Annotated in this window: 14 protein-coding genes and 1 pseudogene; 6 read left to right on the forward strand and 9 right to left on the reverse strand. The window is 69.5% G+C overall.

The genetic code is table 11. The annotated features are described in order from the left end of the window. Positions 1–9: 9 nt before the first annotated feature. The 5 genes from dprA to AL346_RS19905 form a co-directional block, all read right to left on the reverse strand. A complete protein-coding gene (gene dprA / locus AL346_RS19885; RefSeq protein ID WP_019403547.1) occupies positions 10–1248 on the reverse strand; it encodes a DNA-processing protein DprA in 1239 nt (412 codons plus the stop codon). A 105-nt stretch (positions 1249–1353) separates the two neighbouring features. Then, entirely contained in the window at positions 1354–1968 is a 615-nt protein-coding gene (gene plsY, locus AL346_RS19890; protein ID WP_019403546.1) for a glycerol-3-phosphate 1-O-acyltransferase PlsY, read from the reverse strand. An 85-nt stretch (positions 1969–2053) separates the two neighbouring features. Then, positions 2054–3373 (reverse strand): dihydroorotase, encoded by a 1320-nt coding sequence (locus AL346_RS19895; protein WP_019403545.1) that lies wholly within the window; start codon positions 3371–3373, stop codon positions 2054–2056. A gap of 13 nt (positions 3374–3386) precedes the next feature. Beyond that, complete coding sequence (locus tag AL346_RS19900; RefSeq protein WP_019403544.1) at positions 3387–4340, reverse strand: aspartate carbamoyltransferase catalytic subunit; 954 nt, start codon at positions 4338–4340, stop codon at positions 3387–3389. Between the two features lie 61 nt (positions 4341–4401). Beyond that, positions 4402–5004 carry a TetR/AcrR family transcriptional regulator gene (locus tag AL346_RS19905; protein ID WP_026015368.1) on the reverse strand — a complete coding sequence of 201 codons (603 nt, stop codon included), beginning with the start codon at positions 5002–5004 and terminating at the stop codon, positions 4402–4404. 126 nt (positions 5005–5130) lie between these two features. Here AL346_RS19905 and AL346_RS19910 point away from each other — a divergent pair, with 126 nt between their 5' ends. The 3 genes from AL346_RS19910 to rpmG all read left to right on the forward strand — a co-directional run bounded on the left by AL346_RS19910 (position 5131) and on the right by rpmG (position 6976). After that, positions 5131–6141, forward strand: coding sequence for a saccharopine dehydrogenase (locus tag AL346_RS19910; RefSeq protein WP_026015367.1), 1011 nt, complete (start codon positions 5131–5133; stop codon positions 6139–6141). A 140-nt stretch (positions 6142–6281) separates the two neighbouring features. Beyond that, positions 6282–6578 carry a DUF1236 domain-containing protein gene (locus AL346_RS19915; RefSeq protein WP_019403541.1) on the forward strand — a complete coding sequence of 99 codons (297 nt, stop codon included), beginning with the start codon at positions 6282–6284 and terminating at the stop codon, positions 6576–6578. A gap of 230 nt (positions 6579–6808) precedes the next feature. Beyond that, positions 6809–6976, forward strand: a complete 168-nt coding sequence (gene rpmG, locus AL346_RS19920) for a 50S ribosomal protein L33 (protein ID WP_019403540.1) — start codon at positions 6809–6811, stop codon at positions 6974–6976. Positions 6977–7334: 358 nt separating this feature from the next. On the opposite strand, the gene AL346_RS19925 is transcribed toward rpmG, so the two are convergent. After that, complete coding sequence (locus AL346_RS19925; protein ID WP_019403539.1) at positions 7335–8732, reverse strand: PleD family two-component system response regulator; 1398 nt, start codon at positions 8730–8732, stop codon at positions 7335–7337. An 18-nt stretch (positions 8733–8750) separates the two neighbouring features. After that, positions 8751–9122 (reverse strand): response regulator, encoded by a 372-nt coding sequence (locus tag AL346_RS19930; RefSeq protein WP_019403538.1) that lies wholly within the window; start codon positions 9120–9122, stop codon positions 8751–8753. A 144-nt stretch (positions 9123–9266) separates the two neighbouring features. Between AL346_RS19930 and AL346_RS24830 the strand changes: the two genes are divergently transcribed. Beyond that, positions 9267–9629 carry a DUF3572 domain-containing protein gene (locus AL346_RS24830; RefSeq protein WP_245303214.1) on the forward strand — a complete coding sequence of 121 codons (363 nt, stop codon included), beginning with the start codon at positions 9267–9269 and terminating at the stop codon, positions 9627–9629. Positions 9630–9633: 4 nt separating this feature from the next. Beyond that, positions 9634–10944 (forward strand): DNA polymerase IV, encoded by a 1311-nt coding sequence (locus AL346_RS19940; protein WP_019403536.1) that lies wholly within the window; start codon positions 9634–9636, stop codon positions 10942–10944. 44 nt (positions 10945–10988) lie between these two features. Here the strand turns inward: AL346_RS19940 and AL346_RS19945 are convergent, their stop codons facing one another. After that, positions 10989–11357, reverse strand: coding sequence for a YkvA family protein (locus tag AL346_RS19945; RefSeq protein WP_019403535.1), 369 nt, complete (start codon positions 11355–11357; stop codon positions 10989–10991). 10 nt (positions 11358–11367) lie between these two features. Continuing rightward, a pseudogene (locus AL346_RS19950) lies at positions 11368–12200 on the reverse strand (cell envelope integrity EipB family protein). Between the two features lie 273 nt (positions 12201–12473). Between AL346_RS19950 and AL346_RS19955 the strand changes: the two are divergent. After that, positions 12474–12944, forward strand: coding sequence for a RidA family protein (locus AL346_RS19955; RefSeq protein WP_026015364.1), 471 nt, complete (start codon positions 12474–12476; stop codon positions 12942–12944). Position 12945: the final 1 nt, after the last annotated feature.

A 12945-nucleotide genomic window follows, 5' to 3' on the forward strand; every position in this document is an offset into this window, starting at 1 on the left:
GCATCGCCTTCAGGCGAGCGAGACGGCGTTGCCGCCGTGGCGCACGAGCTTGCCGGCGAGCTCGAGCTCGAACAGCACGAGCTGGACCGAGCGGATCGGCAGCCCGGATGCACGCACGAGGTCATCCACCGAAACGGGCGTGGCGCCCAAGAGCCCGATGACGCGGCCCATGTCGTCCCTCGCCGTCTCTCCTCCGTCGAACGACGCCGCGTAGCTGCCGGCCTCCGGCCGCTCCGCCGTCGCCCGCGGGGCCTCCCCCTCCAGGCGAGGCGGCTCGCCATCCAGCGCGTCGAGGTCGAGTTCGTCCCACAAGGGATCCTCATCCGCCCGCTCGCGCGTCGCGTCCATCAGGCCGAAGTCGCCCGCGGGCGCCTTCGCAACGAGCGGCGCGAGCCCGCGCACCACATCCTCGGCGCTCGCGCACAGCGTGGCCCCCTCGCGGATGAGATCGTTGGTGCCCTCGGCCCGCAAGTCGAGCGGCGAGCCGGGGACGGCGAACACCTCCCGTCCCTGCTCCAGCGCGAATCGGGCGGTGATGAGCGAGCCTGAGCGCCGCGCGGCCTCGACCACGACGACGCCGAGCGACAAGCCCGAGACGATGCGGTTGCGGCGCGGAAAATCCCGCCCGCGCGGCTCCCATCCCATCGGCATTTCCGACACGACGACGCCGCGCGCGACGATCTCGTCGAGCAAGGGCGCGTTCTCGGCCGGATAGAGCCGGTCATGCCCACCGGCGAGGACGGCGACCGTCCCCGTGGCGAGGCTCGCGTTGTGGGCGCTCGTGTCGATGCCGCGGGCAAGCCCCGACACCACCACGAAACCCGCCTCCCCCAATTCGCGCGCAAGGCGCTGGGTGAACTTGAGGCCGGCCGCGGAGGCGTTGCGCGAGCCGACGATGGAGACCATCGGCCGCGCGAACAGGGCAGCATCGCCGCGCAGGCCGATGAGCGGCGGCGCCGTGTCGATGGCCCTCAGCGTCAGCGGATAGTCCGGCTCGGACGGCGCTACGAAGCGCACGCCGAACCGCGACGCCTGCGCCATCTCCCGCTCGGCTTCGCCGCGCGATGCCATGCGGATGGGGCGGCCGCGGCGGCGGCCGAGCTCCGGCAGCGCCTTGAGAACGGCAGCCGCGGTGCCGTAGCGGCCGATGAGCGTGCGGAAGGTGCGCGGTCCGATGCCCTCGCTGCGCAGCAGCTGCAGCCAGTCGAGGCGCTGCTCGTCGTCGAGACGAAATCCGCTCATGCCCATCTCCGTGAGGCCACGCCGGCGCACGGCGCGGCTGAACGGAGTGAGACTGCCCGGCGGCTGCGCCGGACGCAAGCCAAGGTTGCAGCGCCTGCGACGATGCAGCCTTCAGCCCTTCTGGCCGATCTTGCCCTCGGTGCCCTTGACGAGCCGCACGATGTTGCCCCGGTGCGCCCACCACAGCAGCACGACGAGGACGATCGCGAGCTCGCCCATCTGCCGCTCGCCCAGCATGAAGAAGGCGGCGACGGTCGCGAGGCTCGCAAGGAGCGCGGACAGCGAGGAATAGCGGGTCAGGAAGGCGCTTCCCAGCCACACGAGCGCGAAGACGAGCGCCACGAGCGGCTTGAGGCCGAGCGCGCAGCCGAGGAAGGTGGCGACGCCCTTGCCGCCGCGAAAGCGCAGCCAGACGGGATAGAGATGGCCGAGGAAGGCGCCGAGCGCGGCGAGGAGCGCCGTGTTCGGCCCCCATTGCGCGGCCACCACCACGGCAGCGGTGCCCTTGAGCATGTCGCCGAGGAGCGTCGCCGCGGCAAGGCCCTTGCGCCCCGTGCGCAGCACGTTGGTCGCGCCGATATTGCCGGAGCCGATGCTGCGCAGGTCTCCGGCGCCGGTCAGGCGCGTCAGAAGGATACCGAACGGGATCGATCCCAGCAGGTAGCCGAAGACGAGCGCAGCAAGAAAATAGGGCCAGGCGAGCGACCAGTTCATCGCTTCGGGCATGGGGCAGCCTCGGTTGTGGTTCCGTTGATGCCGATGTTGCACGCGGGCGGGCAGCGCGAAAAGGCCGCAAGCCCTGCCGCGGACATCAGGAAGCGGGCGATGCGTCGTGGACCTTGCGACCGGCGACGAAGGTCTGCAGCACGCGCCCCTCGAGCCTCGCCTCGTCGAAGGGCGAGTTCTTGGAGCGCGAGTGCAGGGCCGCCTTGTCGAGCACATAGGGCTCGTCGGGGTCGATGAGGATGAGATCGGCCGGCGCCCCTGCCGCCAGGCGCCCGGCCGGCAGGCCGAGCAGCGCGGCTGGCTGGCTCGCCATGGCGGCGAGCAGGCGGGCAAGGCCGATATGGCCGGCATGGACGAGCCTCAGCCCCGCCGACAGCATGGTCTCGAGGCCGACCGCCCCGTCCGCCGCCTCGGCGAAGGGCAACCGCTTCGTCTCCACGTCCTGCGGGTTGTGGTCGGAGACGACGACATCGATGACGCCGCGCGCCAGCGCGTCGACCACGGCGAGCCTGTCCTCCTCCGAGCGCAGCGGCGGCGAGAGCTTGAGGAAGGTGCGGTAGTCGCCGATGTCGCTCTCGTTGAGGGTGAGATTGTTGATCGACACGCCGCAGGTGACCGGCAGTCCCTCGGCCTTCGCCCGCTCGATGAGCGCGATGGAGGTGGCGCAGGACACCATGGCGGCGTGGTAGCGCGCGCCTGTCAACTGCACGAGCCTCAGGTCCCGCTCCAGCATGATGATTTCGGCCTCCCGCGGCACGCCCGGCAGGCCGAGGCGGCTCGCGAGCTCGCCCTCGTTCATGACGCCGCTGCCGACGAGGTCGGGATCCTCCGTGTGGTGGAGGATGAGCGCACCGAAATCGCGCGCATAGGTGAGCGCGCGGCGCATCACCTGGGCATTGGTGACGGAGCGCGCGCCATCCGTGAAGGCCACGGCCCCGGCCTCCATGAGGAGGCCGAACTCGGTCATCTCCCGGCCTTCGAGGCCCTTGGTCAAAGCGGCGGCGGGGTGGATGTTGACGACGGCCGTGTCACGGGCGCGGCGCAGCAGGAAATCGACGATCGACGGTTCGTCGACGACGGGGTCCGTGTCCGGCATGCAGACCACGGTGGTGACGCCGCCGGCCGCCGCGGCCTCGCTCGCCGTCTTCAGCGTCTCGCGGTGCTCGGCCCCCGGCTCGCCGACGAAGGCGCGCATGTCGACGAGGCCCGGCGCCAGCACGCGCCCGCCGCAGTCGACCACCTCGGCCCCGGCCGGGCCGGCGCGGCCGGGCTCGTCCCAGCCGATGTCCGCGATGACGCCGTCCTCGACGAGGAGCGCCCCTGCCGCCTCGCGCCCGCTCGCGGGATCGACGAGGCGGGCATTGGTGAAAACGAGGGCCCGCGCTTGTGTCGTGGGGGTCTTCATCGGTCCTGCCCCCTCATCCGTTCGGAAGGTTGCGCGCCAGCGCCTCGAGCGTCGCCATGCGCACGGCGACCCCCATCTCCACCTGCTCGCGGATGAGCGACTGGGCGCCGTCGGCCACCTCCGAATCGATCTCGACGCCCCGGTTCATGGGGCCCGGATGCATGACGAGGGCGTCGGGCTTCGCATAGGCGAGCTTCTCGCGGTCGAGGCCGAAGAAGCGGAAATATTCCTTCACCGACGGCACGAAGGAGCCGTTCATGCGCTCCCGCTGCAGGCGCAGCATCATCACGATGTCGGCATCCGCCAGCCCCTTGCGCATGTCCGTGAAGACCTCGACGCCGAAGCGTTCGAGCCCGGAAGGCAGCAGCGTCGAGGGCCCGACGCAGCGCACGCGCGCGCCGAGCGCCTGCAGCAGGATGATGTTGGAGCGCGCCACGCGCGAATGCAGCACGTCCCCGCAGATGGCGACGATCAGCCCCTCGATCCGCCCCTTGTTGCGGCGGATGGTGAGCGCGTCGAGCAGCGCCTGCGTCGGATGTTCGTGGGCGCCGTCGCCGGCATTGATGACGGCGCAGTCGACCTTGCGCGCGAGGAGATGCACGGCCCCGGCGGCATGGTGGCGCACGACGATGATGTCCGGCCGCATGGCATTCAGCGTCGCCGCCGTGTCGATCAGCGTCTCGCCCTTCTTCACCGAGGAGGAGGAGACCGACATGTTCATCACGTCGGCGCCGAGGCGCTTGCCCGCGAGCTCGAAGGACGACTGCGTGCGCGTCGAGGGCTCGAAGAAGAGGTTGATCTGCGTGCGCCCGCGCAAGGTGGTGCGCTTCTTCTCGACCTGCCGGCTCACCTCCACGGCCTCGTCGGCCATGTCGAGCAGGGCGGTGATGTCGAGCGGCGAAAGACCCTCGATCCCCAGCAGGTGCCGGTGGGGAAAGCTCGGGCGGGGCGCGGTTGTGGCTGTCATCTTGAAGCCACCGCTATAGGCGGAGTCGCGCCGTTCGGCAACAAGCTCTCACCCCGGCCGCTCATGGCTTCGCCAGGCTCGCGACGATCAGCTGCGTAAAGGCCGAGACGGCGGCAGCCTCGGCGACGCGGCCGCGCACGACTTCCGCGCCGATCGCCTCGCCGGCCCCGAGGAAGCCGACGCAGGCGAGGCGCAGCCTCTCGCCGGTGAGGGCGGTATAGGGGCCGAAGGCTCTGCCATAGAGGGCGATGCAGCCGTCGACGAGCTCGCGCTGGACGGCCTCCATCGCCTCGTCGCCCTTGAGGGCGGCGGAGACGGCGAGCCATTCGCCGCCGGCGGCGCAACAGTCCACATGCGCCTGGGCGACGACGCGGGCCACCTCGGCGAGTTGCCGCGGCGCCACGGCGAGCGCACGGCGCAGCGCCTCGACCTGCCGCTCGTCGAGCAGCCGATAGAGCGCGATCAGCAGCCCGGAGCGGGTGCCGAAGTGGTCATAGGCGATCGGCTTGGTCACGCCCGCCCGCTCGGCCACCGCCGCCAGGGTCAGCCCGTCCGTGCCCTCCTCCCGAACCATGGCGAGGGCGGTCTCCAGGAGCTGCGCCCGGCGCTCGCCCTTCGACAATCTGGCGGCCGGCGGCTCCCGCCCGGCAGCTTTTTTTTCCATGGCTCCTCGGCGCCCTGCTCTTCGCCGCTTGACAGCAGACAGGCAACTTACCACTAGTAAGTTACCATTGGTAGCAATCAGCCGGAGCGCGCCCGGCTCCCCGGATACAGAGGAGCAAGACCCGAAATGTCAATGCAACACCCGGCGCCGGTGCTCGTCATCGGCGGCTCAGGCGTCGTCGGCGCGCAGGCGGCCGCCATGCTGCGCCGTTTCCACCCTTCCCTGCCCCTCGTCATCGGCGGACGCGACCGTGCGAAGGCCGGGCGTGTGGCCGCCGCGATCGGCAACGCCTCTGCCATGCACGTCGACATCGACGTCGCCGGCCTCGCCCTGTCCGAGGACGCACGCTTCAGTGCCATCGTCGTCTTCGTCAAGGACGCGGCCCTCCACGCGCTCGACTACGCGCAGCGGCACGGGCTGCCTCACGTCAGCGTATCGAGCGGCGTCTTCGAGGTGGGCCCGGAGATGGCGCGCCACATCCACCGCCCCGCAGCCGCGCCGATCCTGATGGCGAGCAACTGGCTCGCCGGTGCCGCCACCTTTCCCACCCTCGTCTTCGCCCGGGATTTCCGTCGTATCGACACTATCGCCATCGCAGCGGTTCTCGACGAGGAGGACATGGGTGGCCCGGCGGCCTATGCCGATTTCGACCGGCTCACCACCGCCGCGCCGCACGCCCTGATGCTGAAGGATGGACGCTGGCTTTGGGCGGCCGGCGACGACGCCGCGCGGAACGTGCGTGACGTCGGCGGCAACGAGGTGGTGGCGAGCGCCTATTCGCCGTTCGACGTGCTCAGCCTCGCCGACACGACCGGCGCCCCCAACATCCGTTTCGACCTGGTCTATGGCCAGTCCGCCAGCCGCCGCCGCGGAGAGCCGTTCTCCACCGAGATCATCATCGAGATCGACGGCGAGGGCGCCGACGGGGACCGGCTGGCCCGGCGCTACGAGCTCGTGCATCCCGAAGGCCAGGCGCCGCTCACGGCCCTCGGCGCCACGCTGGCCGTGGAGCGCCTGCTCGGCCTCGCCGGCGGCGGCCCCGTCGCACCCGGCCTCTATCTGCCGGAGGTGCTGATCGAGCCTGCCTACGCGCTTCGGCGCATGCGGGAGATAGGCACCACCATGCGCCAGGTCTGAGGCGACGGCAGGGCGGCAGGCCATGGGGAACCACCCGGCGGCCGGCGCGTTGGAAGACGGGGCGAAAAGGAGAGTTAAGAATGACACGCCTACCTTATCTGCTCGCGTCCGCACTCCTTGCTGCGGGCATGACAGGAGCCATGGCGCAGACAACCGTGATCGAGACGCCCGGGCCGACGATCGAGATCGCGCCGGAACAGGAGACGGTCGTTCGCCGCTACGTCATCGAGCGTCGCCCGGCGCCGGTCGTTCTCGAGCGCGAAGTCACGGTCGGCGCCGAATTGCCGCCGGACGTCGTACTCCACGACTTCTCACCTGAGATCATCGAGACGGCACCGGGTCTGCGCGACTACGAGTACGTGACCACCGAGAATGAGATTCTCGTGGTCGAACCCTCGACCCGTCGGGTGGTGCGCGTTCTCGAAGCGACGGACTGACGCATCGGCTGGAAGCCATAGCCGACGCTCCAACAGCGCTGGCAAGGGGTATCGGTAACGCGAGGGAGGACCGGCGGCCATGCCGCCGGTCCGGTCGTTTGCGGCAGCCGGCAGCCTTGACTTCCGCCGCGGAATGCTGCATCTCCCGAGCCGAACGGCCGGGCGACTCCGGCCCTTTTGGTTTTTCGCGACGGGCTTGCCACAGCAGCCCCGCCTGAAGAGGTGCCGCCATGGCCAAGGCTACGACGATCAAGATCAAGCTCGTCTCGACCGCCGACACGGGCTATTTCTACGTGACGACGAAGAACACGCGCACGATGACCGACAAGTTCGCCATCAAGAAGTACGACCCGGTCGCGCGCAAGCACGTCGAGTTCAAGGAACACAAGATCAAGTGAGCTCGGCGGGATCGGCGGCCGGAGGCGGATAAGCCCACCGGCCCGCGATAGCGCGATCCTGCAAAAAAGGCGCCCAATGGGCGCCTTTTTGATTCCGGCCGGCACGGCCGGAGAATCGGGATGCACTGTCAGAACAATGAGGTGGCCGGCCGGAAGCGGGTTCGAGGAGGCCACGTAACCGCTTCCGTGCCGGCCGAACCCCACGGGACCCAGGAGATGCGGCGGACCTGAGCATCCGTAGGGAAACTTGCTGCGGGCCAGCGGCCTCGCATGCCGACAACCTACATCCGCAGCGCCAGAATGCAATCGCGGAAATGGCACAACGGGTGCAAACCTGCGCGCACGGTTAAGCGCGCCGTTAGGCGCCCCACGCCGCCGCCTCCCCCGCGGCCGCCACCACGCAGTTGCGGCCTGCCGCCTTCGCCCGGTAGAGCGCCATGTCGGCCCGCTTGAAGAGCGCCTGTATCGAGCCGTCGCCGGGCAGAAGGCTGGCGACACCGATGGAGACGGTCACGTCGAGCGCGGCCCTGCCCCGCTGCACGACGAAGGGCTCCCCCTCGACACGCATCCGGACCCGCTCGGCGACCGCCTCGGCGACCTCGAGCGGCGTTCCCGGCACGATGACGACGATCTCCTCGCCTCCGAAGCGGCAGACCGTGTCGATGCCGCGGGTGTGGGTCTGCACGCGCCGGGCGAATTCGCGCAGGACCTCGTCGCCGACGTCGTGGCCGAAGCCGTCGTTGATCAGCTTGAACCGGTCGATGTCGAGCAGCAGCAGCGACAGGCTGTCGCCGCTCTCCCGCGCCTGGGTGAAGGTGGTGCGCAGCTTCCCGTCGAGATAACGGCGATTGTAGAGGCCCGTCAGCGGATCGAGCACCGCAAGGGCGAGCGATGCCTGCACGCTGGCCCGCAGGCTGTCGGCATAGCGCTTGCGGCGCACCTGGGTGCGCACGCGCGCCACGAGCTCGCTGTGCTCCACCGGCCGCAGCAGATAGTCGTGCACGCCGATGTCGAGCCCGCGCAGGATGGCGGGGCGCTGGCTCTCGTCCGCCACCATCAGCACGACCGCGTTGCGAGAACGCTCCATGGCCCGCAGGTTGCTGCACAGCCGCAGCCCGTCCGCCCCGGCCAGGCCGAGGCTGACGATGAAGACGTCGAAATCCTCCTCCGCCACCCGCGCGAGCGCCTCCGCCGGCGTTTCGACGACGCAGACGGCATGATCGACGGCGAGTGCCGCCTGCATCCGGGCCGCCGTCTCCGGCCGATCCTCGACCACGAGAACCTGCGCGTCGCGTCCCGTCTCGAGCGTCGCCCCCGCCAAGGGGTCGTCGACGATGCCGAGCCCGCGCGAGGCCAGCACGCGGTTGCGCAATTCGTCGGTGAGGGTCTTCAGGCGCACGAGGCTGCGCACGCGCGCGATGAGGGCGAGGTCGTCGACCGGCTTCGTCAGGAAGTCGTCGGCCCCGGCCTCGAGGCCGCGCAGGCGGTCGCTCGGCTCGTCGAGCGCCGTCACCATGACGACGGGGATATGGGCCGTCGCCGGATCGTGCTTGAGCCGGCGGCAGACCTCCAGCCCGTCCATGCCCGGCATCATGACGTCGAGCAGGATGATGTCGCACAGGTTCTCGGCGCAGAGCGCCAGGGCCTGCGGCCCGCTCGAAGCGGTGAGGACCTCGAAATATTCCGCCGTCAGCCGCGCCTCGAGCAGCTTCACATTCGTCGGCGTGTCGTCAACTACGAGGATCCGGGCGGACATGGGGCGATGTGGCTCGTCTCAGGCAGCGTCGAGATAGTTTCTAACGGTTTCGAGAAATTTGGCCACCGAGATCGGCTTGGAGAGATAGGCCTCGCAGCCGCCCTCCCGGATGCGCTCCTCGTCGCCCTTCATGGCGAAGGCCGTGACGGCGATGACGGGGATCGCCTTGAGCTCCTCGTCCTGCTTCAGCCATTTCGTCACCTCGAGGCCGGAGACCTCGGGCAGCTGGATGTCCATGAGGATGAGGTCCGGCCGGTGCGCGCGTGCGATTTCCATCGCCTCGACGCCGCTTGCGGTCTTCAGCGTCGCATAGCCGTGGGCCTCGAGGAGGTCGCTGAACAGCTTCATGTTCAGGTCGTTGTCTTCGACGATGAGAACGGTCTTCGGCATATGCGACGCCTCTTGCGCGGCGGGCCCGCTCCATCCGCGATGGACAGGCGGGCTCTCACTTCCCTGTAAGATCGATGCTAGAGATAGCAGCCCACCCGTTGATGAATGGCAAATCTGATCCACGAAATGCGGCCGAACAAGTCATTGTCCGCAGCGCAAGCGGAAAACTGCGCCATCACCGCCCTTTCCTTCCTGGCGGCCGATCCCGAGCGGCTGGGGCGCTTCCTCGCCCTCACCGGCCTCGGTCCCGAGAACATTCGTGCGGCAGCGACCGAGCCGCGCTTTCTCGTCTCGGTCCTCGACCACCTGCTCGCGGACGAATCGCTGCTGCTCGCCTTTGCCGCCAACAACAATCTCGCCCCGAGCACGTCGCGCTCGCCAGGGCCGTCCTCGATCCGGACCCGGGCAGCGGGCTGTGAGGCAGCGGCAGGCTGGTGCCGATTGCCGACGGCCCAGGGCCGATGGATGATGCTCTCCCGCCGGATTCGGGCGGGCACGGAAACATGAAACCATGGCCGGCGCGCCGAACATCTTCTGCCGCGACTGCCTCAGCGCCACGGCGCCGCCGCGCCCGCGCTGCCCCGCCTGCGGCAGCCCGCGCGTCATCGCCCATCCCGAGCGCGACCGGCTCTCCATCGCCCATGTCGACTGCGACGCCTTCTACGCCACCATCGAGAAGCGCGACGCGCCGGAGCTGCGCGACAAGCCGGTCATCATCGGCGGCGGCAAGCGCGGCGTCGTCTCGACCGCCTGCTACATCGCCCGCACCTACGGCGTGCGCTCCGCGATGCCCATGTTCAAGGCGCTGCAGGCCTGCCCCGACGCGGTGGTGATCAAGCCCGACATGGAGAAATACGTCCGCGTCGGGCGCGAGGTGCGCCGCCTGATGCTGGAGATGACGCCGCTCGTCGAGCCATTGTCGATCGACGAGGCCTTCCTCGACCTCACGGGCACCGAGCGCCTGCACAAGGCGACCCCGGCCGTCACGCTCGCGCGTTTCGCCCGGCGCGTGGAGGACGAGCTCGGCATCACCATCTCCGTCGGCCTGTCGGTCAACAAGTTCCTCGCCAAGATCGCGTCGGACCTCGACAAGCCGCGCGGCTTCTCCATCATCGGCGAGGCGGATGTCGCGCCCTTCCTCGCCGGCAAGCCGGTGTCCATCATCTACGGCATCGGGGCGGCGACCCAGGAGCGCCTGGCACGCGCCGGCCTCAGGACCATCGACGACGTCCGGGCCCGGGACGCGGGCGAGATCGTCGCCCTCGTCGGCAAGGACGGCCTGAGGCTGCACCGCCTCGCCCACGGCATCGACACGCGCAAGGTCGACCCGGTGCGCGAGACCAAGAGCATCTCCGCCGAAACGACCTTCGACCGCGACATCAGGGATGTGGAGACGCTGGCGCCGATCCTCTGGCGCCTGTCGGAGAAGCTGTCGCTCAGGCTGAAGAAGGCCGGCTTCGCCGGGCGCAGCGTGACGCTGAAGCTCAAGACCGCGGACTTCCGCACCAGGACGCGCTCGCGCTCCGGCATCGCGCCGACCCAGCTCGCCCGCCGGCTCTTCGACATCGCGGCGCCCATGCTGACGAGCGAGTGCGACGGCACCGCCTTCCGCCTCATCGGCATCGGCGCCACGGACCTGTGCGATGCCGCCCTCGCTGATGTCGGCGACCTCGCCGACACGGAATCGGTGCGCCTTGCCCGCATGGAGAAGGCGGTGGACAGCCTGCGCGAGCGCTTCGGCAAGGCCGCCGTCGTGCGCGGCATCGGCTTTGCCGCCGAAACCGGCAGGCCGGCGGACAAGAAGGGCGACAGCCGGCGCTGATGCGTCTCGGCGGTGCCGGACGGGCCCCCCTTCGGCGGATGGGGCTAACGCCACACCAGCCAGACCACCAGCGCCACGGATGCGATCCACAGGCAGGCGATGACGGCCGCCGCGGCGCGGCTCACCGGGCGCTCCTGGGCCGCGGCCGCCAGTTCCCGGTGCTCGGCCATGAGCTCCGGCGGGATCAGCTTCACGACGGCGAGGACGCCGAGCGGCACGAGGATGACGTCGTCGAGATAGCCCAGAACCGGGATGAAGTCCGGGATGAGGTCGATGGGCGACAGCGCGTAGCCCGCGACGAGGAGGGCGAGCACCTTGGCATACCAGGGCACGCGCGGATCACGGCTGGCGAGATAGAGCGCATGCACGTCCCTCTTGATGACGCGCGCCCACTGCCTCAGCCGGCCGGCCATCTGGATGGGCCTAGGGCACCTGGCAGGGGTGCGTTTCGAGCACTTCGAGGGTCTTCATCTCACCCTTGAGGGAGAAGTCGCCATAGTCGAGCACGAGGTCGCGGCTGATGCCGTTCTCGTAGAGCTCGAAGGAGAGCTGGTAGCGCGGCGTGCGCTCCCCCTCCCCCTCCTTGGTGAAGTAACTGATCTTCACCGGCCAGCGCGGCATGTCCTTCAGCGCGTCCTGGCGCGCCGCCTCCTCGAGGCCCGCGACGGTGTCGGCCCCTTTCGGCCGGCCGATGATGGCGAGCGTGTCGTAGATCTGCCGGCCGTCGTCGGAGCCGTCGAACACCCGCGCCTCGATCAGTGAATTGCCGGCTTTGGCAGCGGCGATGATGCGCCTCAGGTGTTCGGTCGGGAAGATCACCTCGCCGTCGAGCGAGAAGCGGTCGCGTTTCGGGGCCCGGGTGCGCACCACGAGGCCATCCGCCGCCTCGCGCTCCGCCTGGCCGTCGACGAGCTTGGCCGGCGTGCCGCTGAAGGTCGATTCGGTCTTGAAGGTGAAGCTCGCCCCCTTGCCGTCCTCGAAGGTCGTCGTGCGCAGGTCGGACGTGCGCTGGCCGATGTCACCCCCTCGAGCACCGTCACCTGGCGATAGGTCAGGGCATAGCCCTCGCAGGTGTTGCCGGTGAAGGAGAAGGCGACGCGCCCGCGGGCAGCCTCCACGCCGCGCGATCCCTTGCTCCCCAGCAAGGTGAGGTCATAGACGACGCGGTGCGGCGCAAGCGGCATCGCCGTCGTGGCGGCCGTGGCAGGCCCCAGGCTCAAGCCGACGGCCAGCAGCGTGCCGAGACAAACCTTCATGAAACTCTCCACTGCCGCGTCTCTTCGACGTCGTTCTGTCGCACCGTTCTGATTAGACGGCTGCAAGCCCCTGCCGGTCAAGGCAACAGAGGCCGCGAATGCGGCATCATCGGGATCGTGTGCGGAAGACGGCGCCCGGCGCGGCACTTGCCCACATCAGACTTGCCCACACGAGACTTGCCCACACAAGACTTGCGACAGGGGGGCGGATCGGCAACAACCTTGCCCGGTCATCGCCCGACCGGGTGACGGATCCATATGCGGAGACAGATGATGAGCACCATCGACGCCCTCCTCGCCGAACTCGGCATCACGCTGCCGACGCCGGCGGCTCCCGTCGCGAACTACCTGCCCTATGTGCGCACGGGCAATCTCCTCGTCATCTCCGGCCAGCTCTGCCTCGGCCTCGACGGCAAGCTCGCCGACACCCACAAGGGCAAGCTCGGCGCCGGCGTTTCGCCCGAGACCGGCAAGGAGGCGGCGCGGCTGTGCGCCATCAACCTGCTCGCCCAGGCCCGCGCCGCGCTCGGCGACCTGTCGCAGATCACGCGCTGCGTGCGCCTCGGCGGCTTCATCAACGCGACGCCCGATTTCGCCGGCCTCGCCGGGGTGATGAACGGCGCCTCCGATTTCATGGTCGAGGTGCTGGGGGAAGCCGGCCGCCACGCCCGTTCCACGATCGGCGTCGCCGAACTGCCGCTCGACGCCTGCGTCGAGGTCGAGGCCATCTTCGAAGTCGCCTGAG

Origin of the sequence: Chelatococcus sp. CO-6, from assembly GCF_001271345.1 — a bacterium.
GTDB lineage: Bacteria > Pseudomonadota > Alphaproteobacteria > Rhizobiales > Beijerinckiaceae > Chelatococcus_A > Chelatococcus_A caeni.